This window comes from Paenibacillus sp. YSY-4.3, from assembly GCF_054767475.1.
Genome location: NZ_BAABMC010000001.1, coordinates 392333 through 418185 on the forward strand (window position 1 = coordinate 392333; position 25853 = coordinate 418185).

Annotated in this window: 25 protein-coding genes and 2 tRNA genes; 22 read left to right on the forward strand and 5 right to left on the reverse strand. The window is 51.9% G+C overall.

All coding sequences use genetic code 11. The features are described 5' to 3' along the window. The first annotated feature begins 140 nt into the window (after positions 1-140). From ACYUJT_RS01785 to ACYUJT_RS01800, 4 genes are all read left to right on the forward strand, one after another. Complete coding sequence (locus tag ACYUJT_RS01785; RefSeq protein ID WP_460318385.1) at positions 141-2261, forward strand: putative bifunctional diguanylate cyclase/phosphodiesterase; 2121 nt, start codon at positions 141-143, stop codon at positions 2259-2261. A 132-nt stretch (positions 2262-2393) separates the two neighbouring features. Further along, positions 2394-2470: transfer RNA gene (locus tag ACYUJT_RS01790), tRNA-Pro, on the forward strand. Between the two features lie 62 nt (positions 2471-2532). Next, a tRNA-Gly gene (locus ACYUJT_RS01795) sits at positions 2533-2606 on the forward strand. Between the two features lie 349 nt (positions 2607-2955). Next, a complete protein-coding gene (locus tag ACYUJT_RS01800; protein WP_460318387.1) occupies positions 2956-3663 on the forward strand; it encodes a general stress protein in 708 nt (235 codons plus the stop codon). Positions 3664-3746: 83 nt separating this feature from the next. Here ACYUJT_RS01800 and ACYUJT_RS01805 read toward each other — a convergent pair whose 3' ends face one another. Continuing rightward, complete coding sequence (locus ACYUJT_RS01805; RefSeq protein ID WP_460318388.1) at positions 3747-3971, reverse strand: YwbE family protein; 225 nt, start codon at positions 3969-3971, stop codon at positions 3747-3749. Positions 3972-4553: 582 nt separating this feature from the next. On the opposite strand from ACYUJT_RS01805, the gene pheS reads away from it, so the two are divergent. From pheS to ACYUJT_RS01820, 3 genes are all read left to right on the forward strand, one after another. Continuing rightward, entirely contained in the window at positions 4554-5588 is a 1035-nt protein-coding gene (pheS, locus tag ACYUJT_RS01810) for a phenylalanine--tRNA ligase subunit alpha (RefSeq protein WP_460318390.1), read from the forward strand. 27 nt (positions 5589-5615) lie between these two features. After that, positions 5616-8066, forward strand: coding sequence for a phenylalanine--tRNA ligase subunit beta (gene pheT / locus ACYUJT_RS01815; protein WP_460318391.1), 2451 nt, complete (start codon positions 5616-5618; stop codon positions 8064-8066). Between the two features lie 118 nt (positions 8067-8184). Then, positions 8185-9735 (forward strand): cell division protein ZapA, encoded by a 1551-nt coding sequence (locus ACYUJT_RS01820; RefSeq protein WP_460318392.1) that lies wholly within the window; start codon positions 8185-8187, stop codon positions 9733-9735. 47 nt (positions 9736-9782) lie between these two features. Here ACYUJT_RS01820 and ACYUJT_RS01825 read toward each other — a convergent pair whose 3' ends face one another. Together ACYUJT_RS01825 and ACYUJT_RS01830 are read right to left on the reverse strand one after the other, a co-directional pair. Then, the gene (locus ACYUJT_RS01825; RefSeq protein WP_460318393.1) at positions 9783-10154 is read right to left on the reverse strand and encodes a cupredoxin domain-containing protein; all 372 of its coding nucleotides are present in this window, start codon (positions 10152-10154) and stop codon (positions 9783-9785) included. Positions 10155-10334: 180 nt separating this feature from the next. After that, entirely contained in the window at positions 10335-10697 is a 363-nt protein-coding gene (locus ACYUJT_RS01830; protein ID WP_460318394.1) for a phage holin family protein, read from the reverse strand. A gap of 195 nt (positions 10698-10892) precedes the next feature. Here ACYUJT_RS01830 and ACYUJT_RS01835 point away from each other — a divergent pair, with 195 nt between their 5' ends. The 4 genes from ACYUJT_RS01835 to ACYUJT_RS01850 all read left to right on the forward strand — a co-directional run bounded on the left by ACYUJT_RS01835 (position 10893) and on the right by ACYUJT_RS01850 (position 15603). Continuing rightward, positions 10893-13253, forward strand: coding sequence for an endonuclease MutS2 (locus ACYUJT_RS01835; RefSeq protein WP_460318395.1), 2361 nt, complete (start codon positions 10893-10895; stop codon positions 13251-13253). A 65-nt stretch (positions 13254-13318) separates the two neighbouring features. After that, entirely contained in the window at positions 13319-13690 is a 372-nt protein-coding gene (locus ACYUJT_RS01840; RefSeq protein ID WP_460319725.1) for a DUF350 domain-containing protein, read from the forward strand. 129 nt (positions 13691-13819) lie between these two features. Further along, positions 13820-14347: a hypothetical protein gene (locus tag ACYUJT_RS01845; protein WP_460318397.1), complete on the forward strand. Its 528-nt coding sequence runs from the start codon at positions 13820-13822 to the stop codon at positions 14345-14347. A gap of 68 nt (positions 14348-14415) precedes the next feature. Then, positions 14416-15603 carry an MFS transporter gene (locus tag ACYUJT_RS01850; RefSeq protein WP_460318398.1) on the forward strand — a complete coding sequence of 396 codons (1188 nt, stop codon included), beginning with the start codon at positions 14416-14418 and terminating at the stop codon, positions 15601-15603. A gap of 21 nt (positions 15604-15624) precedes the next feature. Here the strand turns inward: ACYUJT_RS01850 and ACYUJT_RS01855 are convergent, their stop codons facing one another. Beyond that, positions 15625-16872: an NAD(P)/FAD-dependent oxidoreductase gene (locus tag ACYUJT_RS01855; RefSeq protein WP_460318399.1), complete on the reverse strand. Its 1248-nt coding sequence runs from the start codon at positions 16870-16872 to the stop codon at positions 15625-15627. Positions 16873-17058: 186 nt separating this feature from the next. Here ACYUJT_RS01855 and ACYUJT_RS01860 point away from each other — a divergent pair, with 186 nt between their 5' ends. From ACYUJT_RS01860 to ACYUJT_RS01905, 10 genes are all read left to right on the forward strand, one after another. Continuing rightward, positions 17059-17292, forward strand: a complete 234-nt coding sequence (locus ACYUJT_RS01860; protein WP_460318400.1) for a hypothetical protein — start codon at positions 17059-17061, stop codon at positions 17290-17292. A 42-nt stretch (positions 17293-17334) separates the two neighbouring features. Further along, positions 17335-17700: a spore coat protein gene (locus tag ACYUJT_RS01865; RefSeq protein WP_460319727.1), complete on the forward strand. Its 366-nt coding sequence runs from the start codon at positions 17335-17337 to the stop codon at positions 17698-17700. A gap of 202 nt (positions 17701-17902) precedes the next feature. Further along, the gene (locus ACYUJT_RS01870; protein WP_460318401.1) at positions 17903-18403 is read left to right on the forward strand and encodes an Lrp/AsnC family transcriptional regulator; all 501 of its coding nucleotides are present in this window, start codon (positions 17903-17905) and stop codon (positions 18401-18403) included. Between the two features lie 13 nt (positions 18404-18416). Beyond that, positions 18417-19619, forward strand: coding sequence for an aminotransferase class I/II-fold pyridoxal phosphate-dependent enzyme (locus tag ACYUJT_RS01875; RefSeq protein WP_460318403.1), 1203 nt, complete (start codon positions 18417-18419; stop codon positions 19617-19619). 127 nt (positions 19620-19746) lie between these two features. Continuing rightward, complete coding sequence (locus ACYUJT_RS01880; RefSeq protein ID WP_460318404.1) at positions 19747-20013, forward strand: aspartyl-phosphate phosphatase Spo0E family protein; 267 nt, start codon at positions 19747-19749, stop codon at positions 20011-20013. Between the two features lie 236 nt (positions 20014-20249). Next, entirely contained in the window at positions 20250-20825 is a 576-nt protein-coding gene (locus ACYUJT_RS01885) for a cob(I)yrinic acid a,c-diamide adenosyltransferase (RefSeq protein ID WP_460318406.1), read from the forward strand. Then, a complete protein-coding gene (locus ACYUJT_RS01890) occupies positions 20822-21793 on the forward strand; it encodes an RluA family pseudouridine synthase (protein WP_460318407.1) in 972 nt (323 codons plus the stop codon). The genes ACYUJT_RS01885 and ACYUJT_RS01890 overlap by 4 nt, the downstream gene beginning before the upstream one ends. 45 nt (positions 21794-21838) lie before the next feature. Beyond that, positions 21839-22201 carry an arsenate reductase family protein gene (locus ACYUJT_RS01895; RefSeq protein ID WP_460318409.1) on the forward strand — a complete coding sequence of 121 codons (363 nt, stop codon included), beginning with the start codon at positions 21839-21841 and terminating at the stop codon, positions 22199-22201. Positions 22202-22229: 28 nt separating this feature from the next. Continuing rightward, positions 22230-23129, forward strand: a complete 900-nt coding sequence (locus ACYUJT_RS01900) for a 5'-3' exonuclease (protein WP_460318411.1) — start codon at positions 22230-22232, stop codon at positions 23127-23129. Beyond that, positions 23122-24228: a phosphodiester glycosidase family protein gene (locus ACYUJT_RS01905; protein ID WP_460318413.1), complete on the forward strand. Its 1107-nt coding sequence runs from the start codon at positions 23122-23124 to the stop codon at positions 24226-24228. The genes ACYUJT_RS01900 and ACYUJT_RS01905 overlap by 8 nt, the downstream gene beginning before the upstream one ends. Here the strand turns inward: ACYUJT_RS01905 and ACYUJT_RS01910 are convergent. After that, positions 24218-24520 (reverse strand): DUF3055 domain-containing protein, encoded by a 303-nt coding sequence (locus ACYUJT_RS01910; protein WP_460318415.1) that lies wholly within the window; start codon positions 24518-24520, stop codon positions 24218-24220. The two genes, ACYUJT_RS01905 and ACYUJT_RS01910, sit on opposite strands and share 11 nt — an antisense overlap. A gap of 280 nt (positions 24521-24800) precedes the next feature. On the opposite strand from ACYUJT_RS01910, the gene ACYUJT_RS01915 reads away from it, so the two are divergent. Continuing rightward, positions 24801-25805, forward strand: coding sequence for an HRDC domain-containing protein (locus ACYUJT_RS01915; RefSeq protein WP_460318417.1), 1005 nt, complete (start codon positions 24801-24803; stop codon positions 25803-25805). Positions 25806-25853 lie beyond the last annotated feature (48 nt).

A 25853-nucleotide genomic window follows, 5' to 3' on the forward strand; every position in this document is an offset into this window, starting at 1 on the left:
TTTTTTTTGCGAAAGAAGCAGGAAAATAAACGAAAAATGTTGAAATATTATTAACTACAAACCATCGGGATAATACCTAGTTTCGTTAAAAAGCAACATGACTGGGCACCGCATTTTACTGTTTCCGGGGGTTGAACATTATGAAAATCAGGAAAGAAGAGAAATCAACAATTTTTCAGGGGACGCTCGGCTTGCTGGCGATGCTGAGTGTTGTTTATCTTTCTATAGCAATTGATGCTCCCATAATCTCTGCGTCAGCCGGTCATGCGTTGTACCTGCTCGCAGGGCTGATGTATGGAGCGGTTGCCTTCGCGGTCTTTGCGCAGGGCTGGATGCTGTTTACGGACAAATTGTCCAGGCAGCGTCTTTACTCTGCCGTGTTGTTTTTCGTGGTAGGTACTTTGGACGTGCTTCATATCGCCACCTTCGTCGGCGTTTCCTTGTTTGGTTTTATGCCGGGATATACGATCTCTGTATGGTTCATGCTGTTGTCCCATTTGTTTGGGGCGGCAGGGATGCTGTTCATTTTCAGCGTGCCGGACAGGCAGGTGTCCATGCGTCATAAAGCGGCTGCCTTTTCGGGATCGGCAATTTTACTGCTGGTGGGCATCGTGCTGCTGTACAAATACCAGTTTCAGCTTCCTCAACTTCTTGGTAGAGAGGCGACTGGAACGATCAGGCAAGCAGTGTGGATCGGCGTGCCGTTTCTGTACACGCTCGGGATATTTGCGATTTTGTACCGGTATCGGAAGGAGCGTCCGCCCGCGGCATTAACAGTGGTCTGCGCGCTTTTATTTATGATGATTGGGCATATATTACTGACGACAGGTGATCCATTCGGGATTGGAATTGCCCACGTTGCCGGGGAATGGTTTATGGGGTTGTCCTACTATTACGTTTTGAAAGGAGTCTACCGCCTGACGATTGAGGAGCCGTTTCGCGGGCAGCAGCTTGCAGAGGCACAGATGATGCATATGGCCTACCATGACGATTTGACGAATCTGCCTAATCTTCGGCGGCTGAAGGATCAGCTGGCCGTCCATCTGGCGCCTGAAAGCAGAACGGGACTTTATACGGGAGTGGCCGTCTTGAACATCAATCGCTTCAAGGCGATTAATGATGCTTTTGGATATCGTGCCGGCGACAAGCTGCTGACGGATGTAGGAGCGCGGGTGAGCCGGCGCTGCTTGCCGGAGGAAGGTGTCTACCGTATGGGAGAAGATGAATTTGCAGTCACGATTCCGGAATATTCAGATCCGCGTGCTATCGAGATCAGGGCACTGCAACTGCTTAAATCGATTCACCCTGCAGTAACGATCGAAAATACCGAGTACCATATTTCCTTGAGCATGGGTCTCTCCATTTATCCCCTTGACGGCCAAAACGTGGATCAAATCATTCAAAATGCCGATATGGCGGTTCACAATGGAAAGGAACAGGGTCTGGAATTCATGCGCTACACGGCTGCGATCAAAAATCAAACCCACTCTCGAATTGAGCTGGAGAACGATATGCGCAAAGGCTTGGAGCGGGAGGAATTCTTCCTGGAATTTCAGCCCCAGGTAAGCCTGGACAGCGGCCAAGTGGTTGGAATGGAAGCATTGGTACGCTGGAACCATCCGCGCCGGGGAGTGCTATCACCGGGCGAGTTCATTCCGGTCGCCGAAGATAGCGGGCTGATTGTGCCGCTAGGAGAGTGGGTCCTGCGTACCGCTTGCAGCTACAACAAGAAGTGGCAGGACGATGGATATAACCCTATATGCGTGTCCGTCAACTTGTCCATGCGGCAATTCCGCCAACATAATTTGTCAGATAAAGTCGATTGCATTCTGCAGGAGGTCGGCCTGGAAGCGAAGTATTTGGAGCTGGAGGTGACCGAAAGCATGACATTCGACATCGACACGGCTTTCGAGCAGCTTCAAAGGCTGAAAGGGCTGGGTGTTCATATTAGCATCGACGATTTCGGCACCGGCTACAGCTCGCTATACTACTTGAAGACGCTGCCGATCGACCGCCTCAAAATCGATCGCTCCTTCGTCAAAGAGGTTATGCTGGACGGAAGCGGAGCGGCTATCGTCTCAACCATTGCGATGATGGCCCATCATCTGCAGCTGAAGGTCACGGCTGAAGGGGTCGAGAACGAGGAGCAGCTTGAATTTCTTAAGCTCCAGAATTGCCATGAGGGACAAGGCTATCTATTCAGCAAGCCGGTGCCTGCGGGGTTGTTTGAGCGCCGCTTTCTCACCCGTATTGCCGGATAGGGCAATCATCACTGCTGTAACAAGGTTGTACGGGGTATGAGGACTAATTGTAATAAATTAGCTGTTGCATTGATGGAACAGAAGTGGTATATTTATTTTTGTCTTCACGAGCAGCTTGCTCGATTGAAGCTTCGGGACGTAGCTCAGCTTGGTAGAGCACCTGGTTTGGGACCAGGGGGTCGCATGTTCAAATCGTGTCGTCCCGACCATAATATAATCGCCCTGCAGAAGCAATTGAAATTTGCTAGAAAGCACTTTTGTAGGCAGAGTTGCGGGTGTAGTTCAATGGTAGAACTCCAGCCTTCCAAGCTGGTAGCGTGGGTTCGATTCCCATCACCCGCTCCATACGCAAATAACAAACTGCCTAATGGCAGTTTTTTTATTTTACAGCGGGATAGGGAAGAGAACCCACAAAGGGGTTCGACCGTCCGTAAAGGCATCAATGAGAAATCCTTAGTAGGACGTGCGTCAGCCATATCCTTTATTCGCGAACCGAAGGATCGCATTTCAATCATGTGGCTGAGTATTCCTATTACCGCTCCATACGCAAATAATGCAGCCATTGGCAGCTTTTTTTAATTTACATCAGTTTTGGGAAGGGAACCTACTTCGCCTTCTGCGTTTAGATGCCGTCGTAATGGTTAATTATCCAGTGTAGCGTATTTGATCAGACATTCCTGAGGAGGTATGCGACATGATGCATAAAATTGTAGGAGTCTTTGCTTCGGAACAGGATGCAACAAATGCAATAGAGGATTTAAAACGATACGGCTTTTCGAGCGATGACATTTCCGTCGTCGGACGGAACAAAGATCACATGGATGCCATGCGCGAGGAGACCGGAACGAAAGCGCCGGAGGGCGTCGCCTCGGGAGCGGCTGCCGGTGGCGTGGTAGGCGGACTCACAGGGCTACTGGCGGGTCTCGGAGCGCTGGCGATACCCGGAATCGGCCCGATCGTCGCAGCCGGCCCTATTGCAGCTGCACTTACGGGAGCAGCGGTTGGCGCGGGAGCAGGCGGACTGGTCGGAGGATTGATCGGCCTTGGCATCCCCGAGAATGAAGCCAAGGAATACAGCAGCCAGGTAGAGCATGGGAGAGTTCTCGTACTCGTGGATGGGCACGATGTTCAAAAAAACGATATTTATCAGATTTTCCGGAATAACCGTGCGATGAATTCCCAAAATTTTGGATTAACCGACGTTCATCCTGCGAATGCCACTATGCATAGAGAGACTGAAACGCCAGACAGGGGAATCGAGTCGAGAGAAACAGCGGGAACGTTCTATCAAGAAATTCCGCCGGAGGACGTAGGGCAAACGATGAGGGAACGGGATGAAGATTGGGAGCGGACGAACTATCGCAGATCAAGAGATAGAGGGAAGGATCGCGGATCTTGGTAACGAACATATTCTGATATCTTAGAAAATAAAACAGAACGGGCGGCGCTTGCTGTCCGTTCTGTTTGCATGTTGAATCCTGAATTTTAATCTGCCGCCCGTACTTCGTCACTGGTGCCGGCGATGATCGCTTTAACGCGGCCTACCTGGCCGTCCTGCAGGCGAACTTTGATTCCATGGGGATGGCTTGGCGAATTGGTCAGGATATCCTTGATGATCCCACGGGTTAGCTGGCCGGTCGCCTGATCTTTTTTGAGGACGATATCGACGGTGAGGCCTGGTTTAATTTTACTGCGTAGGGTGCCGTTCATTTTTGTCAGCTCCTTGGTCATTGGTTCAGTGTTTTTAATTTAACATATTTACGGCATTTGATAAAAGAAAGCATGACCAAAGACTCCAGTCTTGCCATCGCTGCGAACTTTTCATATAATAACAGATAAGCCTTCGCCTTGGGGTTATGAATATGAGGCGATTATTTAACGTAAATGCAATGATGGAGAAGAGTAAGCAGAAGCCTCCTTACAGGGAAGAGCCGCCGCAGATTGAGAGCGACTCTAGGGAAACAGACTGCCGAAGTTCGCTCCTGAGCAGTTCCTTGAACCCGTGTGCAACGCTGTTTTTGCAAGTGGTAAGTAGGGGATACCGGCTGCGATCCGTTATGTCGTTCGAGTGAGAGCCAATTGGCAGGTTAGCGGTTTATCCTGAACCGCAGCATCATTTGCGGTGTACGCATATGCGATTCCTGATCCATGCTCTAACAAGGGTGGTACCACGGTCTTTTCGTCCCTTTCAGGGAGGAAAGGCCTTTTTTTGTTGGATATCGGACGGCATTGTCTTCAGTGAATGTACGTCGATAGACGTTTTTCTTTTATTCAATCTAAGGAGGATTATCCATGAAAGAACGTTTGGAAGCACTCAAACACGAAGCTGTGGCCCAATTGAACGCCGTGGCCGATGCAGCTCAATTAAACGACCTTCGGGTCAAATATTTGGGCAAGAAGGGTGCATTGACTGAAATTTTGCGGGGAATGGGCGCGTTGAGCGCGGAGGAACGTCCTGTGATTGGCCAGGTAGCCAATGAAGTTCGCTCGGCGATCGAAGAGCTGGTGGAAGAGAAACAGCAGTATTTCCAAAGACGCGAGACGGAAGAGCGGCTTGCGGCGGAGAAAGTGGATGTTACCTTGCCTGGCCGTCCATTGAAGCAGGGAGGCGTCCATCCGCTGAACCAGGTCATTCAGGATATCGAGGATATCTTCATCGGGATGGGCTATCGCATCGCGGAAGGGCCAGAGGTTGAGACGGATTACTATAACTTTGAGGCGCTTAATTTGCCGAAGAACCACCCTGCCCGCGACATGCAGGACTCTTTCTACCTGACTGAGGATTTGCTGATGCGCACGCAGACCTCTCCAGTGCAAGTACGGACAATGGAAGCGATGGAGGGCGAAGTGCCTGTCAAGGTGATCTGCCCGGGACGCGTATACCGGCGCGACGACGATGACGCGACGCATTCGTTCCAGTTCCACCAGATCGAAGGTCTCGTTATCGGCAAAAACATCCGTATGAGCGATTTGAAAGGCACCTTGCTCCAATTCACGCGTGAGATGTTCGGGCCGAACACACAAATCCGGCTGCGGCCAAGCTTCTTCCCCTTCACCGAGCCTAGCGTCGAAGTAGACGTTACTTGTGTGAAGTGCGGCGGGAACGGTTGCCGGGTATGCAAGCAAACCGGATGGCTGGAGATTTTGGGCAGCGGGATGGTTCATCCTCGCGTCCTGGAAATGAGCGGCTATGATCCGGAGCAATATAGCGGTTTTGCTTTCGGCATGGGTGTAGAGCGAATTGCGATGTTGAAATACGGCGTGGATGATATCCGTCATTTCTTTAATAATGATTTGCGCTTTTTGGGGCAGTTCGCCCGAATTTAAACCTGTATAAGAAAGAAGGGAACTGGCATGAAAGTATCAACCGAATGGTTGTCGGAATATGTATCGCTGGATCAAGTCAACATCGAGGATTTGGCGGAGCAGATTACCCGCTCCGGCATTGAGATCGATGCTATTGAGAACCGGAACAAGGGAGTTACGAAAGTAGTTGCCGGTTATGTGAAGAGCAAAGAGAAGCATCCTGATGCGGATAAGCTGAATGTATGCATCGTCGATGCCGGCCAGGAGGAAGACCTCCAAATCGTCTGCGGTGCAAAAAACGTGGATGCCGGCCAGATGGTGCCTGTCGCACTCGTAGGCGCCAAGCTTCCGGGCGGACTGGACATCAAGAAGGCTAAGCTGCGTGGCGTGCTCTCCCAAGGAATGATCTGCTCGGCCAAAGAACTTGGTCTGAATGACAAGCTGCTGCCGAAAGAGCAGCAGGAAGGAATTCTCGTTCTACCGAAAGGCACCGAGATCGGCACGCCGATTTCGCAGCTGCTCGGACTCGATGACAAGGTGCTTGATTTCGATCTTACACCGAACAGATCCGATTGTCTGAGCATGCTCGGAGCAGCCTATGAGGTAGCAGCGATTCTAGGCAGGGAGGTCAAGCTGCCGGAGCCGGACAAGAAGCTAATCGAAGTAGCGGAACCTGCCAAAGAACGGATCGTGGTCAAAATCGAAGCGGACGGGCTGTGCAGCCGTTATGCGGTCAGATACATTTCTGGAGTGGCGATCGGCGTCTCCCCGCAATGGATGCAGAATCGCCTGATGGCGGCTGGAATTCGTCCGATCAATAACATCGTGGACATTACGAACTACGTCATGCTGGAATACGGCCAGCCGCTGCATGCCTTTGACGCAGATACCCTTCAAGGCGGCGTCATTGGAGTGCGCGAAGCGAAAGCAGGCGAGAAGCTGGTCACGCTGGACGGCCAAGAGAGAGAGCTGGAGTCAGGCGCCTTGTTGATTGTCGACGGCGAGGATCGGCCGGTCGGTCTTGCCGGCGTTATGGGCGGCCTTCATACCGAGGTTACGGAGAACACGGTAAACATCGTATTGGAATCGGCTAAATTCGACGGCGGCTCCGTGCGCAAAACATCGCGCAATCTGGGACTGCGTTCCGAGGCTTCCCTTCGTTTCGAGAAGGAGGTTGATCCTGCTGCGGTTATACCTGCTTTGAACCGGGCGGCTGAGCTGATGTCGCTCTACGCCGGTGGCAAGGTGCGCCAAGGGATTGTCGAGTCCGTCGTTTCGGAGGCAGAGGATAGGATCATCCGTCTCTCCTTGACGAAAATGAACGCTTATTTGGGAACGGACATTTCCACGCTGGAGACGAAAGCGATTTTTGCCCGCCTGCATTTCGAATGCGGGGATTCGGCGAACAATGCGCTAGAGGTCCGCGTGCCGACTCGCCGTGGAGATATTACGCGGGATGTTGATCTCATTGAAGAGGTAGCCCGGTTGTATGGCTATGACAACATTCCGACCACTGCGATCGAAGGGCCGACAACGGCAGGCGGATATACGAAGCCGCAGGCGCTGCGCCGGGCTTTGAGAGGCTTGCTCGTACATGGAGGCTTGCAGGAAGTGATGGGATATTCCTTCATTCATGAAGGGTTCGGCCCGCTGTTCCCTAAGCTGGGAGCAGGAGGACGCGAAGTGCAGCTGGCGATGCCGATGAGCGAGGACCGCAGTGTGCTCCGCATGAGCCTTATTCCAGGCCTTATCCAGATTGCTGCTTACAACCGCAACCGGAAGCTGGATAATCTTGCCCTGTTTGAAATGGGCAGCGTCTTCCTGACGGATGAGGAGAAATTGACAAAGCAGCCGGGAGAGATCTCTGTGCTGGGCTTGCTCCTTGCGGGAGACCGGGAAGAGAAGCGTTGGAATGCAAGTCCAGAGAAGGTCGATTTCTTCGACCTGAAGGGTGTGCTTGAGAGCATTTTCGAATATCTAGGAATCAACGAGCTTATTAGCTATGAAGCGGATGCACCGGAAGGTTTCCATCCAGGGCGGTCGGCTTCCGTATATTTAAATACACCGTCAGCCAAACAATGGCTCGGCTCAATCGGCCAGCTTCATCCTGAGCTGCAGCGTGAGCATGATCTTGATGATACTTATGCTGCGGAGCTGCTTCTGGAGCCGGTATACCAGTATGCGGGGGATACTGCCGTATACCGCGAACTGCCGCGATTCCCTTCCATGCAGCGGGATATTGCCGTTGTTGTGGACGTGGACGTAGAAGCGGGAGCGCTTCTGGCCGCTATTCGGAATACGGCGGGTGACCTGCTGGAAGAACTGAATGTTTTTGATGTCTATACGGGCAGCAAGCTTGGCGAGAACAAGAAGAGCGTCGCCTTGTCTTTGGTGTACCGCCACAAAGAGCGCACACTGACCGATGAGGAGATTTCTGCCGTACATGGGCAAGTTGTGTCGGTACTTGAGCAAACTTTTGCAGCTGAATTAAGAAAATAGCAGGAATTGAACAAAGTCACATCGAATCAAGTTTAAGTATCGATTCGATGTGACTTTCGTGCAAGTGCAAGGACAGACAGCTTAGATGAAACGTAAGGACCGAAGGAGGCGCAACATTTTGACTACCCCTGACCGTATTAGTGTAAATGTTGAAATTTACGGTACATCTTATAAGATCGTAGGCAGCAGCGCCGATTACATGAAAGAGGTTGCGCGCCGCGTCGATAACCATATGCAAGCCATAGCCAAAATGTACTCCCATCTGGACACTCCGCGCCTAGCGGTACTAGCTGCAGTTCGCATGGCCGAAGAGGCGATGAAGGCGGAGCAGTTACAGGCAGAACTGCAAAAGATGGAGCGCGAGAAGGCGGAGCTTGCCCGGGAGATATCCGTTATGCAGGCGCTCCAATCCAAGCAGGAGAAGGCGCATCAGCAGCTGCAGGAGGAGCACCAACAACTGAAGATCGAGAAGAAAGCGGCTTCCGAGCAGCTGTCCAAGGCCGAGACGTCGCTTAAGGAACAGGAAACGAACGTTAGTAAGCTTAACGCGCGAGCCAGCGACCTGGAGCGCGAGCTGAAGGAACAGAGAGCAAGCTCGTCCCAGTTTCAGGCGAAGCTGCGGGGGGCGGAGCAGGAAGCCAAGCGCGAGAAGGAAGAACGCGAGAAGCTCGCCGAGCAGCTGAAGGGAGCCTTGCAGCGGGAGCATAACGCCAAGGCTGCGGAGCAGCGCTTGAAGGACAATATCGCGAAGCTGGAGCAGCAGACGAAGGGCCTTCAGCAGTCGGTGCAAGCGGCCGAAGCAGAGAAGAAGCGGCAGCAGGGGCAGCTTCAGGAAGCCAAAGTTCGCGAAGAGAAGCTGCGTGCGGAAGCTTCCGAAGCGGCCCAGAACGAGAAATCTTGGCAGAGGCTGGCGGAGAAGCGCAACGAGGAGATCAGCCGACTTGAAATCAGTTTGTTAGAGGCATCCGAACTGGGTGAGCGACTGCAAGCCGACTTGAATGCGGCGAAGAAGGAAGCAACTGCTGCGCTGGAGAGCTTCCAAAGTGAACAGGCTAGTGCGGCCAAGCTGGCGAAGGAAGCGGAATTCCTTAAATCCGAATTAAGCCGGGTTACGCAGGAACATGAGAACGCTCTGCAATCAGCGGGAACCACCGCACAGGAAAATGCCCGTCTGCGGGAGGAAGCGCAGCAACTCAGAGGTAAGCTAGAAGATTTGGAACAGGAATTGCAAGGCTTTGTTGCCCTTGCCCAGGAGCAGGAGAGCTCCCGCCTGGCGGCGGAACGAAGAGAGCAGGAGTGGAGACAGCAGCTCGCTTCGGCTGAACAGGAGCTCGTCTCCTGGCGTGAGACGGAAGCCGATCTCCAGCGCCAGCTGCAGGAATGGCAGCAGCAGTGTGCGGCAGGCGGAGAACAGGTTATGGATCTCTCCACGCAATATCGCGAGCTGGAGGAAGAGAAGCAGCGGCTTGAAGAGCAGCTGAAGGAAATTGCGGGCAGCTACGAGGTCATTTCCCACGAGTACAGGCTGCTGCAAACGGCTCGAGAAATGGAGCGCGAGGGCACGGAGAAGGCGAAGGCCGAGTACGATCGTTTGAAGGACGATTACACGAAGCTCCAGACGGAGTTCAATGAGTGGATCGAGCTGATCGAACAGGCAGGAACTGATTGATGTAAAGCGAAAGAGCCCTCGGATGACCGAAGGCTCTTCGTTATGGTTTATTCTTCGACGATCAGTTTGGAGACCATGCCTGAGTGTCCGGAACCGCACATAATCGAGCAGGCGATTTCAAATTCTCCTGTTTCTTTAGGAACGACAACTTTGGATTGGCTTTTGCCTTTAAGCTCCAGCTTTAGTGCGGGAATGATAATTCCGTGGTTGCCCTCAACGTTCTTGAAGGTAATTTTTACTGGAGAATCCTTTTTGACATGATACTCTTCCTGATCGAATTTGAAGTTCGTCGCCTCGATGACGATTTCTGATTCCGGCGTCAGATTGCTTTCCTCGGCGCCGCTGCTGGAGCTGCTGCCGCAAGCAGCCAGGAGAACCAATAACATAGAACTAAGCATAATAGCAATAGCCTTTTTCATAAAAATCCCCCTCAATACAAAGTAATTTGTGACAAAACGCAAATTTATTTATATCATAACGCAAAAAATTAGACATGACTGCCAAGGATTTGAAATATTCATGAACTCTCTGGTATAAATGCAAGCAGCTCCCTGCTTATTAGGCAGGGAGCTGCTTGCAACCGGCGGCCTGAAAGATGGCTAACGGTCTGACTTGTCTTTTGCTGCTTCGAACGGTGAGCCAATTGGGATGAACAGGTCGATGATCCCGATGACGAGAGCGGCCAGAAGCGCTCCGAGAATCGAGACGGATACGCCCGAGATGATAAACTGCGCAAGCCAGATGACTAAAGCGCTGGCGAGAAAGCCGACGATACCGCGGCCGAAAGGGGTAACTCTCTTGCCGAAGATCCCTTCAATAGCCCAGCCGAGAAGCGCGATGACCAGAGCAAGCAGAAGGGCGCTGCCGAATCCGCCTACGCTGAATTGCGGGACGATCCAGCCTACGACGAGCAGGACCAGAGCAGATACGATAAAGCGAACGACGTGTCCCAGGAAATTCATGGCACAAGGCCTCCTTTGTCAAGTTAACGTTTCGTATACGTGTATATAATGTTCCGTAAGTGCGTTTCTTATGTGTGCTACTTTGCAAAATGGCGTAAAATGTGCGATTTCGCTATAATAGGAGTTGTTCAAAAAGCTCCATTTTGATCACGTTGAAATATTAGAACATAGTCCCGAGGGGAGTTGTGATCGTTTTTGGATGAGAAAATTTTGAAAACGATGGAATATCATAAAATTATAGATATGCTTGTGAAATATGCCCAGACATCGCTGGGAAAAGCGGCGGCGGAGGGCCTTGCGCCCGTCTCCGACCTGGAGGAAGTCAAACGCCTCCTGCAGGGAACGGACGAAGCCTTCAAGGTAGATCGGCTTAAAGGAGCTCCGTCCTTCGGCGGTATCGTTGATATTATGCCTGCTGTGAAGCGAGCGCGAATCGGCGGCACATTAAATCCGCATGAGCTGCTGGGTATCGCGACGACGCTTGAGGGCTCGCGCCGCGTGAAGCGGTACATTGTCAACATCCATGAGGAAGAGCCTGTAGAGCTGCTATTTACGCTGAGTGATATGCTCAGCGAACAGAAGACGCTCGAGGATCAAATCAAACGCTGCATCGATGAAAGCGCGGAGGTGCTGGATTCAGCCAGTTCAGAGCTGGCTCAAATTCGCCGGGAGCTGCGCGGCGGCGAAGTGCGGATTCGGGAGAAGCTGGATGCGATGATTCGTTCCTCCAGCGTTGCGAAGATGCTGCAGGATCAGCTGATCACGATCCGGGGAGACCGCTTCGTCATTCCCGTGAAGGCGGAGTACCGCGCGCATTTTGGTGGCATCGTCCATGATCAGTCCGGCTCGGGAGCGACCTTGTTTATCGAGCCTGAATCGATCGTGGCCATGAATAACAAGCTGCGTGAGACGAGACTGAAGGAAGAGCGGGAAATCGAAGTCATTCTGCAGAAGCTGACGGCGCTCGTAGGCGAGCAAGCTGAGCTTCTCAGCTACGACAGCGACGTATTGGCCCAACTCGACTTCATTTTTGCCAAAGCCCGCCTTGCAAGGGAGATGAGGGCAGAACTGCCGCGTATGAACGACCGTGGCTTTCTGAAGCTGAAGAAGGGGCGGCATCCGCTCATTCCAGCGGATCAAGTCGTGCCGATTGACGTAGAATTGGGCAACCAGAATACCTCGATCATCGTTACCGGCCCGAATACCGGGGGGAAGACGGTAACCCTGAAAACGATCGGATTACTGAGCCTGATGGCGATGTCGGGCTTGTTTGTCCCGGCGGAGGATGGCAGCCAGCTTTGCGTGTTCGATGCGATCTATGCCGATATCGGCGATGAGCAGAGCATTGAGCAGAGCCTCAGTACGTTTTCCAGCCATATGACGAACATCATTTCTATTTTGCGGCGCATGACGGCCAAGAGCCTGGTGCTGCTGGATGAAGTCGGAGCGGGAACGGATCCGGCAGAGGGATCTGCGCTCGCCATTGCTATTCTGGAGCATATTCATTCGCTTGGCTGTCGCATGGTAGCGAGCACGCATTATAGTGAACTCAAAGCATATGCATATGAACGTAAAGGCGTCATCAATGCGAGCATGGAATTTGACGTGAATACCTTGAGTCCGACCTATCGGCTGCTTATTGGGGTGCCAGGGCGAAGCAACGCGTTTGCGATTGCGGAACGTCTGGGATTGTCGGAACAAATTCTCGATTTTGCCCGTGGCGAAGTCAAGGAGGAGGATTTGCGGGTCGAGCATATGATCGCTTCGCTCGAAGAGAACCGCCTTGGCGCTGAGCAGGAGCGGGAAACGGCGGAGCGGCTGCGCAAAGAGCTCGAAGAGCTGCGGAAGCGGCATGAAGCCGAACTGGACAAACTGACGCGAGAGCGCGACAAGCGGATCGAGAAGGCGGAAGAAGACGCGAGAGCGATCGTGGCCAAGGCGCGCAGCGAAGCCGAGCGGATCATCGAGGAACTGCGGAAGCTTGCGCTCGAAGAGGGCGCATCTGTGAAGGAGCATAAACTGATCGCCGCCAGGAAGGAGCTGGAGGAGGCCGAGCCGAAGCGCAAGAAGAGCGGGCCAACTCGCCAGGGGAATCAGGCTCCCCGCAAAATTGGGGCCGGCGACGAGGTCATGGTCTACAGCCTGAACCAGAAAGGTCATGTTGTGGAGCTCGCGGGGAAAGAGGCGCTCGTTCAGCTGGGAATTATGAAGATGAAGGTTAGCTTGGATGACCTGGAGCTTATATCGGCGCCATCTGTCGCGAAGGCAACTCAGAAGGTCGTAGCCAACGTCAAGCGGACGCGCGATGAGAACGTGCGCAGCGAACTGGATCTGCGGGGCGCTAACTTAGAAGAAGCACTGATCGAGGTGGACCGCTTCATAGACGAGGCATATCTCGGCAACCTGGGGCAAATTTATATCATTCACGGTAAAGGTACGGGAATTTTGCGGACAGGAATATCGGATTATCTCCGTAAGCATAAGCATATAAAGAGCTACCGGTTGGGCAATTACGGAGAAGGCGGCACGGGAGTCACGGTAGCTGAGCTGAAATAAGCGGGAGGAGCGAAGGCGAATTGGCAGGAAACATTGAACCGTTGCTGGAGCAGCCGTTCGGGCTGATGATCGGTTACCTATCCATAGCAGTCATGGAGTTGATCGTGTTTTTGTCCTGCTTCGAATTGGTGGCTAAGTATCGTTGCTGGCAGGAAATCAAGCAGGGCAACCTTGCGGCATCGATTGCCACGGGCGGCAAAATCTTCGGCATCAGCAACGTCATTCGTTATGCTGCAGCACATTCCCCGATATATGAGTTTATGATTTGGTCTTTGGTCGGAGCCGTGCTGCTATTTGCAGCTTATATTTTGTTTGAATTTCTAACCCCGGTGTTCCGTATCGATGAGGAGATCGCTAAGGGCAATATCGCTGTAGGATTCATTGCGATGTCTGTATCTGTATCGGTATCTTTCTTGATCGGAGCCTGCATAGGTTAAGGGGGGAGCATCATGCGAAATTTTATTAAGAACCTGACAAGCGTCATTTTTGTGGCCGCCATACTGTTCCTGATCGGCGGTATCGTATTTCTGTGGAAGTCATAAAGGAGTAGAAAGGACGGGCTGTGTATGGAGTCAACTATATGTCCCTGGTGTCAAACGGAAATTGTCTGGGATGAGGAGCTGGGAGCGGAGGAGGAATGCCCTTATTGCCATAATGAGCTGAAGGGCTACCGTACTTTGAGTATTCAGCTTGGAGACGAAGAGGAGTTTGAGGAAGAGGTCGGTGGTGACGAAGACGATGCGGATTATTGGGAAGAGAGCGATACGCATTTGGATGCAATTCGCCGTATCGAGAGCTTTGTGACCAGTGGAGGCGATCTCTTGGCCTATGAATCCGGCGTGGAGAAAGTGCTTGATGGTCAGGATGAGGTCCCAGAATGTCCGCATTGCCGCGAGTACATGCTGCACGTAGGGCAGCAGGAGATCAGCGGCGGCTCGTTTGAGCCAGTCGTCCCGGAGGGCATGCCGGGTCCTCTGCTGTCCGGTACAATGAAGCTTAACGTATATGTTTGTTCGGCCTGCTTCAGCGTAAGCCGTTTTTTGGCCGAGGAGGAGCGAAATTCCTTAATTCGCAAGGTGAGTGAAAAAGCATGATTTGATCATGCTTTTTCTTTTTTTGGGCATCCTTACTGGGGAAATCAGTAACCTGTGGAGGAGCAAGCATGAAGAGCCCGCTGGATCAACAATGCAAATTGCTGTTAGCCGTCAATAGTTTATTCGTACTCGCTGGAGCATTGTCTGGCACCTTCTTGAATGTATACTTATGGAAATTCAAGCAGGATTTCACGATGATCGGCTGGTTCGCCTTTAGCCAGCAGTTAGCCATAGGGCTTACGTTCTGGATTGCCGGCAAATGGGTGAAGGAGCGGGACAAGATGATTATTCTGCGGCTGGGGATCGTCATTTCCGGGCTGTTCTATATGCTGGTACTAGCGAGCGGCACTCAGCTGGTGCATTATATATGGCCGCTTGGCATCATATCCGGCATCGGTGCGGGCATCTTCTGGCTCGCGTTTAACGTCGTGTACTTTGAAGTGACTGACAAGACGAACCGGGATCTCTTTAACGGCTGGGTAGGCATCATGGGGTCCGTGATCGGGATCAGCGGTCCGTGGCTGTCCGGGTGGCTAATTTCGGCCATGCCTGGCGAACGGGGGTATAGGGTTATTTTTACTATATCCTTGATTGTCTATGGGGGAGGGGTGCTGCTTAGCTTTCGCTTAAAAAAACGCGAGAGGGGCACGGGGTACCGCTGGCTGGAGCCTGTGCGGCGTCTGGAGCCGGGAAGCCCATGGAGACAGGCCGTTCCCGCGTCTATCGCTTACGGCCTTAGAGAAGGGGTCTTCTTATTCATGATTAATCTGCTCGTCTACATCAGCACATCTTCGGAATGGAAGGTCGGGCAATATATGCTGATCACTTCCCTTGTATCCTTGATCAGCTACTGGGCGGCAGGCAAATGGCTGGCGATCCGCCACCGCTGGCTGGAAATGCTGATAGGCGCGTTCATGATTACACTTATCGTCGTTCCTCTGTTATGGAAAGTGAGCTATATGACCTTGCTTATTTTTGGGATAGGCACCTCGTTGTTCATGCCTCTGTACATTATCCCGATGATCTCTTCGGTGTTCGATTTAATGGGCCGGGACAAATCGGATGCCGAACATCGCGTGGAACTGATCGTTCTGCGCGAAATCAGCATGATGGTCGGAAGATTGGCGGGTATTGTCATCTTTATCTGGCTCTACACCCGATCACCGCACATGTCGACGATTTTATGGCTGATGGCCGGTTTAGGGGCCGCTCCCCTGATAAGCTGGCTTGCGATGAGGAAGCTGCTGGCGGCTTAAGTCTTAAAGAATCCTCCAATGTCAGTCCTTGGGGCTTGCGCCGCCCACTGCCGGTGCCGGCTTCGAGGTTCTTGTCAGCGAAAACCATTCCATATCCGGCCGATCCTTCCCCAAAAGCACGTCGGTAAGCATTTCCGCGGCAATCATGCTGTATATTGTACCGTTGCCTCCATAGCCCTCGAGAAAATAGCAGCGGGGATAACTCGGGTGGGTGCCGATGAACGGAAGCCCATCCCGGCTTTGTCCGAAAACACCCCCCCACACATAAGCAGCCTTCAAATTCCGCTTCTCCGGAAACAGTTCATGTACCTTCTTCACTAGTCTCTTCCCCTGATGCAGATGCCGGTTCTCGTCCAGCTTTCCGCCCGGCAGCGGTTCGTCGAGCCCTCCGATTAATATGCGCTTGTCCGGTGTTGTCCTCATGTACAGATATGGCCGGGCAGTTTCCCAAAGGAGGCAGCGTTCAAACCAATCGTCAAAATGCTCGGCGGGCTCAGTGGCCATCACGTAGCTTGACGTCAAATATGCGCCTCTTTCTTTATGAAACGCCCCAGTCTCATATCCCGTTGCAAAAATAACATGCCTTGCCCGGATCGCATGCTTCCCGGCCCGGCACAGGACACCATGCTGCTGGAACTCAAAGCCGGCCCCTTCGGTGTTCTCGAAAACGGCCAACCCCATGGCGGAAGCTGCTTCGATCAGCCCATGAACGAAAGCGAAGGGATTTCCTTCCGCATCTCCAGTGTTATAAATAGCTCCCGGCTTCTCAAACGGGAAGCGGTCTGCAATAGGCGCTTTGTCCCACCAATCGACGGGAAAATTGTATTTCCGGAGCGTTTCAAATTCCTGATGAAGCAGGTCCGCATCCTCCTCTGTACTGGCAAAGTATATGCTGTTTCTCGGAAGGAAACGAGCTTCCGCCTTCAGGCTCTGGCTAAGCTTTAACAGCTTGCTTACGCCCTCCTGGCACATATGATAAAACTGAACGGCCCGCTCCTCTCCAAACGTATGGATTAATGATGTTAATGTCTTATCGTTTGAATATTGCATCAATCCGGTATTCGCCAGGGTGCTTCCGGATGCTATTGATCTTTTGTCAATCAGTGCAGTATTTATCCCGGATTCAGTCAGAAGATAGGCGCACAGCGCCCCGCTGATTCCTCCGCCTACGACAAGGCAATCGCAGGATATATTTTGCTGGAGCGTTTCATATTGCGGTGGATGATGCAAGGTATCTTGCCAGACGAAATTTCCGCTATGCAGCTTCATGATTCGCTATCGCTCCTTTGTAATATGGAAATATGATCTCACAGGTTTTACTTTAAAATAGTGTGCAAAATAACGCGTCATATGTATGAAGTATGTACATTTTATGCGCCTTACATATCCATGGTCCTCCTGGACATAATATGCCTGAATGTGAAAGCAAACAACTTTTTCGGGAGGTAACCGTACATGAATGCTTCGCAAATGCAGCCGCTTACGGCTAAGGAATTAGAGTATATTTCCGATTCGATCTCCAATGAAGAAATGCTGCTGAAATTGACGGCTGCAGCTTCAGCCGTATCACAGAATCCGAACATTCAGAATGTGATCCAAAGCCAGATAGGAAAACATGAGCAGCATATCAACCAGCTTGTCCAAGCGATGCAGCAGCATCAGCCGCTCGCCCCGACGCAAGCCCATTAAACCATTCGAACAGGAGGAATTCCTTTGTCTCAATTTCAAAATATGAATCTGCTTCCCGAGGACGATCTGCTAAATGTCATTTTGGCCGACCTTAAACGAACTGTCCGGGAATATACGACAGCGACGACCGAGTCGGCGTGCCCTTCCGTACGGCAAATGTTCACCCAATTGACAGACAGCACACTGCAGCTTCAAGGGCAAATGTACCAGCTGCTGAGCAGCCAGAACATGTACACGGCCCCCTCCCATGCGGTCCGCATGGAGGTAGACAAGAAGCTGCAGGAGGGTCAGCAGACCCAGCAGCAGCTTCAGCAATTCATACAGCAGCGCACCGCACAAATGAGCGGCGGCAACCAGGCTTCGCAACCCAATATGCAGCAAAATGCAGGAAAACATACTTACAGTTAATTAAACCACTTTATACCCGGTTCAAGCACATCGCTTCGAGAGCCGCCCTATAAAACCGTCCGCCTAAGGGAACGCCTCCCGAAACGGACGGTTTTTCTTTGCAGGACTCCTAAATTCATGTAATATAAGTATTAAATTTAGATTCCGGTGAATAAGGGGAACGAGCGTCCCGCCTTACCGGAACAGCGCTGGAGGATGAAGCATGAAACCACTTAGCGAATTGAAGCTGAAAGTGCTGGACCTTCTGAAAGAAGACGCCCGAAGAAGCCCTGCTCTTCTGGCAACCCTGCTTGGAGTAACTGCGGATGAGGTGTCTGTGGCAATCGCGGAGCTTGAGGAAGACAACGTCATCGTCAAATACGCGACGGTCATCAACTCGGGCAAATTGGACGATGAGAAGGTAACCGCCTTGATCGAGGTGCAAATAACTCCGGAGCGTGGGCGTGGGTTTGAAGCCATTGCCGAGCGCGTTTATTTGTTTCCCCAGGTCAAATCGGTCTATCTCATGTCCGGAGCCTACGACTTGCTTGTAGAAGTTGAAGGGCGCACGCTCAAAGAGGTGGCCAGCTTCGTCTCCGACAAGCTGTCGACGCTGGAGTCGGTGCTCTCAACGAAGACGCATTTCATACTTAAGAAATACAAACAGGACGGCATTATCTTCGAAGATCCCGAAGAAGACCGCCGTCTGATGATTTCTCCGTAAAGGAAGTAATGTTATGACAGTACAATCGCAACAACATTCGGATAAATCGATGTTATCTTATTTAGCCCCCCGAGTAAGAGAGATCCAGCCTTCCGGCATCCGGAAGTTCTTCGATCTTGCCAGCGGCAATAAAGATATCATCACTCTCGGCGTGGGCGAGCCTGACTTCATTACGCCATGGCATGTCCGGGAGGCCTGTGTCTATTCATTGGAGAGGGGTTATACGAGCTATACCTCCAACGCCGGTACGCCCGAGCTGCGCGAGGCCATTGCAGAATATTTGTACAATGGGTTCGAACTGAACTATAACCCCAAGGATGAAATTTTGGTTACGGTAGGCGGGAGTGAAGCGATTGATTTGGCACTCCGCGCGCTGATTGAGCCGGGCGATGAAATACTTGTTCCCGCTCCCTGCTATATCTCCTATTCCCCGATATCTTTTATTGGCGGAGGGGTCCCTGTAGAGATCGAAACTTACGCGAAGGATAACTTCAAGCTGAAGGCAGAGTATCTGGAAGCGAAAATAACGCCGAAGTCCAAGGTGCTTATTTTGAACTATCCCAGCAATCCGACAGGCGGAATCATGACTTACGAAGATTGGCTTCCGATCGCCAAAATAGTGGAGAAGCATGATTTGATCGTGATTTCCGACGAGATTTATGCCGAGCTTACTTATGGCAGCAAGCATGTCAGCTTTGCCTCCCTCCCGGGAATGAAGGATCGCACGATTCTCGTCAACGGCTTCTCTAAAGCCTTTGCCATGACGGGCTGGAGAATGGGCTATGCCTGCGGCCATCCGGAACTGATTTATGCGATGTTAAAGATTCATCAGTATACGGTGATGTGTGCTCCCGTTATGGGACAGGTAGCCGCTTTAGAAGCGCTCAAGAATGGATTGGAGGAGAAGGATCAGATGGTCGAATCCTATAATCAGCGAAGAAGGCTGATTGTACAGGGACTTCGGGACATCGGATTATCCTGCCATGAGCCGCAAGGCGCGTTTTATGCTTTTCCTGGTATAGAAACTACCGGCCTTAGCTCGGATGAATTTGCTCAGCGCCTGCTGCTGGAAGCTAAAGTGGCTGCCGTACCCGGCACTGCCTTTGGCGCTGGCGGCGAAGGGTACCTGCGCTGCTCTTACGCGACTTCGGTTAATCAGATTAATGAAGCGCTGGACCGGATGGGGAAATTCGTTCAAAAGTTGAAGCAGGGCTGAGCTTCCCGTCGATCTGAAGTAAATGGGGGTTTTTAACAATTTTCTCATTTATTATTTGATCATTGTCCAATAATCATGTTATAATTTGGTTTTGGAAGAGCTAGAGTTTCTCAGGGAGGGATATCTTTTGTTTTGTGGTGAATACAACATGCCGTACGAGAAGATGAGCGGTCATATTGCTGAAGGCAATGTAACGAATCAATGGATGGACGAAAAAGGCCGGAAGATATCACCACAAGCATTGACATTGGAAGATGAAATTCAACTGCTCCGCACTAGAATGGAAGAGATTTTTTTAGAGGAGAAGTCGTTTACATCGGACATTGTGATCGAAATCAGCAGTCTGCTTGATTTGAAAATCAATGAATTTATGAAGAGCCAGAAAGCGAAATAACTTGGGCTCGTCTATCTATAGCAACCTGCACAAAGAGGTGATCCGGAAAAGTGGATCACCTCTTTTTTATCTCCAGAGCCTTCAAACAAAAGGTGCATGAAAAAACGTTGTTACCTTCGCCTATTTCGAGCCTTTGCCTATTGTGGGCGATGGTTCTTATTGCTGTACATCCGCATTCGAGGGCTGGATTATGGTATATTGGACATATATGATTTTTGCTTGAATGGGGGATTAAGGTGAATTTGTACACAAGAACCGGCGATGCGGGACAGACCTCCATCATCGGCGGTAGAGTAGATAAAGACGATGCGCGGATCGAGGCATACGGAACGATCGACGAGCTGAACAGCTTCGTTGGCCAGGCTGCGAGTTTGATCGATTCCGATTCCGGGGCATTCGCGGACCTAAAGGAAGAACTGCTGCAAATCCAGCATGAGCTGTTCGACTGCGGCTCGGATTTGGCTTATGCCAGATTGAATGAGGACCGCTATAAAGTCGGGTCCGAACTGGCAGAGCGTTTGGAAGCATGGATTGATCGCCATGAACAGGATAACCCGCCGCTAGAGAAGTTCATTCTGCCCGGAGGGACTTCCCTGGCAGCCGTATTGCATATCTGCCGGACGGTGTGCCGCCGCGCCGAGCGCCGAGCGGTTACTTTGGGCCGTCAGCATGAGATCAATCCGGAGGTGCTGACGTATTTGAACCGGCTGTCAGATTACTTCTTCGCCGCAGCCCGTACGGCCAATGCCCGCATGCAGGTGGAGGATACGGAATATGTGCGCAGCGCAAAGGTGTTTGGTCGGAAATCATGACGCAGTATTATGATCCTATCGTATATGTAGTAACAGAGGAAGAGGACGGCTGGCAGCTTAAGAAGCTTCTCCAGCGCCGGTTGGGCGTATCCAGAAAGCTGATGTCCAGACTGAAGCTAACTGAGCAAGGGATTACGCTGAACGGAGAAAGGGTGTATATCAGCGTGCCCGTGAAGAATGGGGATATCGCCGCGATTTCTCTGGAAAAGGAGACATCCGAGGACATTCTGCCTCAACCGATTCCTTTCGATAGTATCTATGAGGACGACGCCCTGCTAATCGTCAATAAATCGCCTGGAATTATTGTCCATCCGACTCATGGGCATTATACGGAGACTTTGGCGAATGGAGTCGTGCATTACTGGCGGGAGAAAGGCGAGATGTTCCGGTTCAGGCCCGTGCACCGTTTAGACCAGGAGACGAGCGGCGTGCTGGCCATCGCCAAGAATGCTTACGTGCATCAGCATATTTCCGAGCAGATGATCGCTGGGCAGGTGGATAAAAAATATGTGGCATTTGTGCATGGGACGCCAGTTCCGCCGCAAGGAACGATCGACGGGCCGATTGACCGCGATCCTGAAGAGCCGCATCGCCGGATCGTTACTCCGTCCGGTTACCCGGCACTGACCTATTATTCGATGATTCAAGCAATAGGGCCGGCTTCCAAGGTCGAACTGCGGCTGGGCACGGGCCGGACGCATCAGATCCGGGTGCATATGACTTCGCTCGGCCACCCGCTTATTGGAGATAAGATGTATCAAAGGCTTGTCAGCCCTAGTTTGCAGGAAAAGGCTGATTCGGATGTCGTTAATCACGACAGAATGCTGGATGACCTTATCCAGCGCCAGGCTTTGCATGCCTCCGAGCTGGCTTTTCGCCATCCTTTAACCGGAGAATTTATGAGTTTTCATGCTCCGTTCCCGCCTGATATGGCTCAGCTGGAGCAGGCCTTGATGGCTATGATTTAATAATAGAGATGAAAATTATGGATTGGATCAGGAGGTTGTGCAGCGATGAGTAAGTTGATTGTTTATCAATACCCGAAATGCAGCACCTGCCGTAGTGCGGTAAAATGGCTGGAGGCGCAAGGTCATGAGTTGGAGCTTCACGATATTAAAGAATCCCCGCCGGATGCTAAGGAACTGTCCGCTTGGATTGACCGAAGCGGATTAGAATTGAAGAAATTCGTCAATACGTCTGGAGAGATATATAGACAGGAAGGATTAAAGGACAAGCTGCCGGGTATGTCCCGCGAGGAGCAGATCGCCCTGCTCTCATCCAAGGGGATGCTGATCAAGCGTCCTCTGGTCAGCGATGGCAAGCAAGTTACAGTTGGATATAAAGCAGAGGAATACGAACGTGTCTGGGGCAAATAGCGCCAGACCGATATAGGGAGAGAGTAATTTGACGGTTATACCGAATAGCAAAGACAGCATACTGCTAGTGGATGGCATGGCGCTTATGTTTCGGGCTTTTTACGCCTCCGCAGCTACGGGCTATATACGCAGAACGAAAGCCGGACTGCCGACGAATGCGGTATACGGCTTCATGAGATATTTTTGGGACGCGGTGCAGAAATTCAACCCGACCCATATCGCCTGCTGCTGGGATTTAGGCAGCAAGACGTTTCGGACGGAGCAATTCGCCGCCTATAAAGGCAATCGCTCCGAAGCTCCGGATGAATTGATCCCGCAGTTTGCAGTGATTCAGGAAGTGATGGACAGCCTGGGAATACCGAACATTAGCGCTCCCGGATTTGAAGCGGATGACTGCATCGGAACGCTGGCCGCCCGCTTTAGCCAGCAGATGGACGTCTATATTTTGACGGGCGACCACGATATGCTCCAATTGGTCAATGAGACAACAAGCGTAATCATTATGAAGAAGGGCCATGGCAATTATAGTGTATATACCCCGCAAAGCTTAATGGAGGAGAAGCAGCTGACCCCTGCTCAAATCGTTGATCTTAAAGGGTTGATGGGTGATACGAGCGATAATTATCCGGGGGTTCGCGGCATCGGTGAGAAAACCGCGCTTAAGCTGGTCCTGGAGTTCGGGTCGGTCGAGGGCATCCTTAGCAACTTGGAGAAACTCTCCAAGTCGATTCGCGCCAAGATCGAGGCTGACCTCGATATGCTGCATCTGTCCAGGCAGCTTGCGGAAATCCGCTGCGACGTGGAGATTGTATGTGATCAGGAGGCTTGCCGCCTCGAACTGAACTATGCTCAAGTTACCGCCAAATTCGAAGAATTGGAGATGGCGAGCATTATCAATTGGATGGGAGTGGCCGCGACAAATGAATAAGCAGAATTGGCAAAGATGGGCCGCAGCCTGTACTGCAGTATTCCTGCTTGCAGGACTGATGACAGCAAGCGGAGGGAGTGCGGCGGCAGCCCAATCTCCAAGCATTAAGCAAGAAACGAAGAAAGTTAAAGTCGGAAATAAGAGCTTCACCGTGCAAACCGTACGTATTCCGAAAGGTACGCCCGTCACGGTAGGGTTAGCGAAGAAGCAGGTTGGCAGCACGGAGGAATTTGCTTCGATCGTCAAAAGCTACAAGGCGGAGGCTGCGATTAACGGAGCTTTCTTTGAAGCCTATGGCGGCCCGCCGGATCCATACGGAACGCTTATCGCTGGCGGTGAAGTGATGCATAAAGGCGGGAACGGCACGACGATCGGCTTTAAGAAGGACGGCACGGCAATCATGGACGAGCTGCGCATTTCCATTACCGGGACGGTCGTTTCCCCGGAAGGCAAGTCCAAGGGCTGGTACGCGACCTTTATGAACCGGGTTCCGCTTGCGGGCAGCAATGTCAGCATTATGTATACGCCTGCCCGTGGAAGCAAGGTCGGTTTCTCTAGCGGCCTGGCCGTTACGGTAGTTGAAGGCAAGGTCACCAAAAATGAAGTCAACGCTAATGCCGACATTCCGAAGAACGGGTATGTACTTGTCTTTACGGGAACGGAGAAGAACATGGCGGAGCGGTTTGCGATTGGAAGCGATGTGGAGCTGAGTCTCAGCTACAAAAATCCGGAAGGCGATCCACTGCCTGCTTGGGAAGACGTCGTTACCGCTGTCGGTGCAGGCCCTCGCCTGGTGAAGGACGGCAAGGTCGCTTTGAATGCGGCTGCTGAGGGATTCAATGACGCGAAAATATTGACGAGCTCGGCCGCCCGCAGCGGGATCGCCATCATGCCGGACGGTTCCACCATGCTGGCGACTGTACCTTCAGCCACAATGAAGCAGTGGGCGGACATTATGAAGGCATTAGGCGCGAAGCAAGCGATGAATTTGGATGGCGGGGCATCTTCTGCTCTTTATGGCGGGGGCAAGATGCTCACCACGGCTGGGCGGCATCTTAGCAATACTCTAGTATTCAACTCAACTGGCTTTAATCCGTAAAGTAAGGATCGCCTACAACCTGATACAGGAAGGATTTTAGTTCATCGGCTTCTTCCTCTTCCAGTTTGAAGACATGCTCCAGGTAGCCTTCCTCTTCAAGGTCATCCGTGCCTAGAATTGCTGTTTTGCCGTTTTGCAAATCAGTTACGAGCTTCTTGCCGTAGAAGCGGTTGGTCGTAGTTATGGCCAGATCGAAACGCTTCAGGGATGCTCCAATGAAGGTCACGAACCGGGTGGAGGTGCTTTCCGTGCCGTCGGACAGGAAATCCAACTCTTTGTGCGGGTTAGTCATTGTTATTGCCTCCTTGAACGAATAGTGCGCATATCGCGAATTGGATGTTTCAAAATTAAGCTATTGCTCCTAGCTATTATAGCGGATAATTGAGGCTAATGGGAAAAAACATGCCAAGCATTGACATGCAACCTTAAAATGGTATCATTGGATATAACAGTATATGAATGGAGGAAGCACCTCTTCTGTATTTTACAGAAGGGGTGCTTTTTTTGCGTGCAGCAGAAATGCTCGAGCCGGAAGTCCGTTCAGATACTGAACTTTAAGGAGGGGAACGATCGTGAGAATCATATTTTTGAACAGCCTGGAGAAGCGGGAGGCCGGCGCCGTCGTCGGGAGTGCGCAGGTTTGGATGGGAGAGGAGGAGAGTATGTGGCGCATGGGGTGGAACGAAATTACGGCTGATGGGGAGCGGGAGTACATATGGTACGAAGGCTCATCCTGGTCGGAGATGCTCCATGTCTATCGTCACCGTCTGGTTATCAAGCTGGGGGAAGGATTCCAGCCGACGGTCGAAGGCATTGGGGAGGATAAGGAGCAGTTTCGCGGCAAGGCGATGACTGCCCAGAAGCTAATCTGTTATAGCGAAGGGAATCCAAATGAGCCGGTCTATACTGAGCTGTGTAATTGGAGAAGGAAAAAAGCCTCCACGGAGCGCAAGGCGCCTTATTTGATCGCGAGCAATCGGCTGCTCAGACTGATTAGTGTATTTCTGCCCCATACGTTGGAGGAATTACTGCAGCTGCCGGGGGTAGGCCAGAATAAAGCGGCGGAGTTTGGAGACGAACTTCTGGCGATGACTCGGAGTTATCCGCAGATGAACCCATTTCCACTGGATTGGGTAGAGACAGAGGTAGATCAGGAGACACTCCGCTCCTGGCTCTACAAGCAGAAGGAAGCGAAATTCCGGGTAGAAATGGAGAAATACGGCGTACGCCGGAGGCTGCTTGAAGGCATTGCTGAGGGTTTGAGCGTGGAGCAGATTCGCGAGCGCGTCGCCATGGGGCGCCGGGAAGTGATTGAATTGCTTGAGGAACTGGAGAAGGACGGATACAGCACAGAGCTGCTGGTGAAGAACGAATTGATGGAAATGCCCGATGCGGAACAGGCGGCGGTCATGCGGGCTTATGAAGAGCTCGGCGACGCATTCCTTAAGCCGGTGCTCCAGCGGGTGTATGGCCAGGAGGCGGCGGAAGCCGAGGATCGGGAATTGCTGTATGAGCGCCTGCGCCTGATCCGAATCCGTTTCCGCAGGGACAGAAGCACCGTACAGGACGCGGGCTAATAACCAAAAAGGACGAAAGCCGTCTCCGGAGAATGCGGAGGCCTTTCG

Bases quoted from the DNA above. Each gene is read 5' to 3' on its own strand.
- pheT (WP_460318391.1), top strand. From the start codon at position 5,616: ATGAAAGTATCAACCGAATGGTTGTCGGAATATGTATCGCTGGATCAA.
- ACYUJT_RS01800 (WP_460318387.1), top strand. From the start codon at position 2,956: ATGATGCATAAAATTGTAGGAGTCTTTGCTTCGGAACAGGATGCAACA.
- ACYUJT_RS01840 (WP_460319725.1), top strand. From the start codon at position 13,319: ATGATCGGTTACCTATCCATAGCAGTCATGGAGTTGATCGTGTTTTTG.
- ACYUJT_RS01865 (WP_460319727.1), top strand. From the start codon at position 17,335: ATGAATCTGCTTCCCGAGGACGATCTGCTAAATGTCATTTTGGCCGAC.
- ACYUJT_RS01855 (WP_460318399.1), bottom strand. From the start codon at position 16,872: ATGAAGCTGCATAGCGGAAATTTCGTCTGGCAAGATACCTTGCATCAT.
- ACYUJT_RS01850 (WP_460318398.1), top strand. From the start codon at position 14,416: ATGAAGAGCCCGCTGGATCAACAATGCAAATTGCTGTTAGCCGTCAAT.
- ACYUJT_RS01785 (WP_460318385.1), top strand. From the start codon at position 141: ATGAAAATCAGGAAAGAAGAGAAATCAACAATTTTTCAGGGGACGCTC.
- ACYUJT_RS01875 (WP_460318403.1), top strand. From the start codon at position 18,417: ATGACAGTACAATCGCAACAACATTCGGATAAATCGATGTTATCTTAT.
- ACYUJT_RS01890 (WP_460318407.1), top strand. From the start codon at position 20,822: ATGACGCAGTATTATGATCCTATCGTATATGTAGTAACAGAGGAAGAG.
- ACYUJT_RS01870 (WP_460318401.1), top strand. From the start codon at position 17,903: ATGAAACCACTTAGCGAATTGAAGCTGAAAGTGCTGGACCTTCTGAAA.
- ACYUJT_RS01905 (WP_460318413.1), top strand. From the start codon at position 23,122: ATGAATAAGCAGAATTGGCAAAGATGGGCCGCAGCCTGTACTGCAGTA.
- ACYUJT_RS01910 (WP_460318415.1), bottom strand. From the start codon at position 24,520: ATGACTAACCCGCACAAAGAGTTGGATTTCCTGTCCGACGGCACGGAA.
- ACYUJT_RS01845 (WP_460318397.1), top strand. From the start codon at position 13,820: ATGGAGTCAACTATATGTCCCTGGTGTCAAACGGAAATTGTCTGGGAT.
- pheS (WP_460318390.1), top strand. From the start codon at position 4,554: ATGAAAGAACGTTTGGAAGCACTCAAACACGAAGCTGTGGCCCAATTG.
- ACYUJT_RS01895 (WP_460318409.1), top strand. From the start codon at position 21,839: ATGAGTAAGTTGATTGTTTATCAATACCCGAAATGCAGCACCTGCCGT.
- ACYUJT_RS01825 (WP_460318393.1), bottom strand. From the start codon at position 10,154: ATGAAAAAGGCTATTGCTATTATGCTTAGTTCTATGTTATTGGTTCTC.
- ACYUJT_RS01830 (WP_460318394.1), bottom strand. From the start codon at position 10,697: ATGAATTTCCTGGGACACGTCGTTCGCTTTATCGTATCTGCTCTGGTC.
- ACYUJT_RS01805 (WP_460318388.1), bottom strand. From the start codon at position 3,971: ATGAACGGCACCCTACGCAGTAAAATTAAACCAGGCCTCACCGTCGAT.
- ACYUJT_RS01860 (WP_460318400.1), top strand. From the start codon at position 17,059: ATGAATGCTTCGCAAATGCAGCCGCTTACGGCTAAGGAATTAGAGTAT.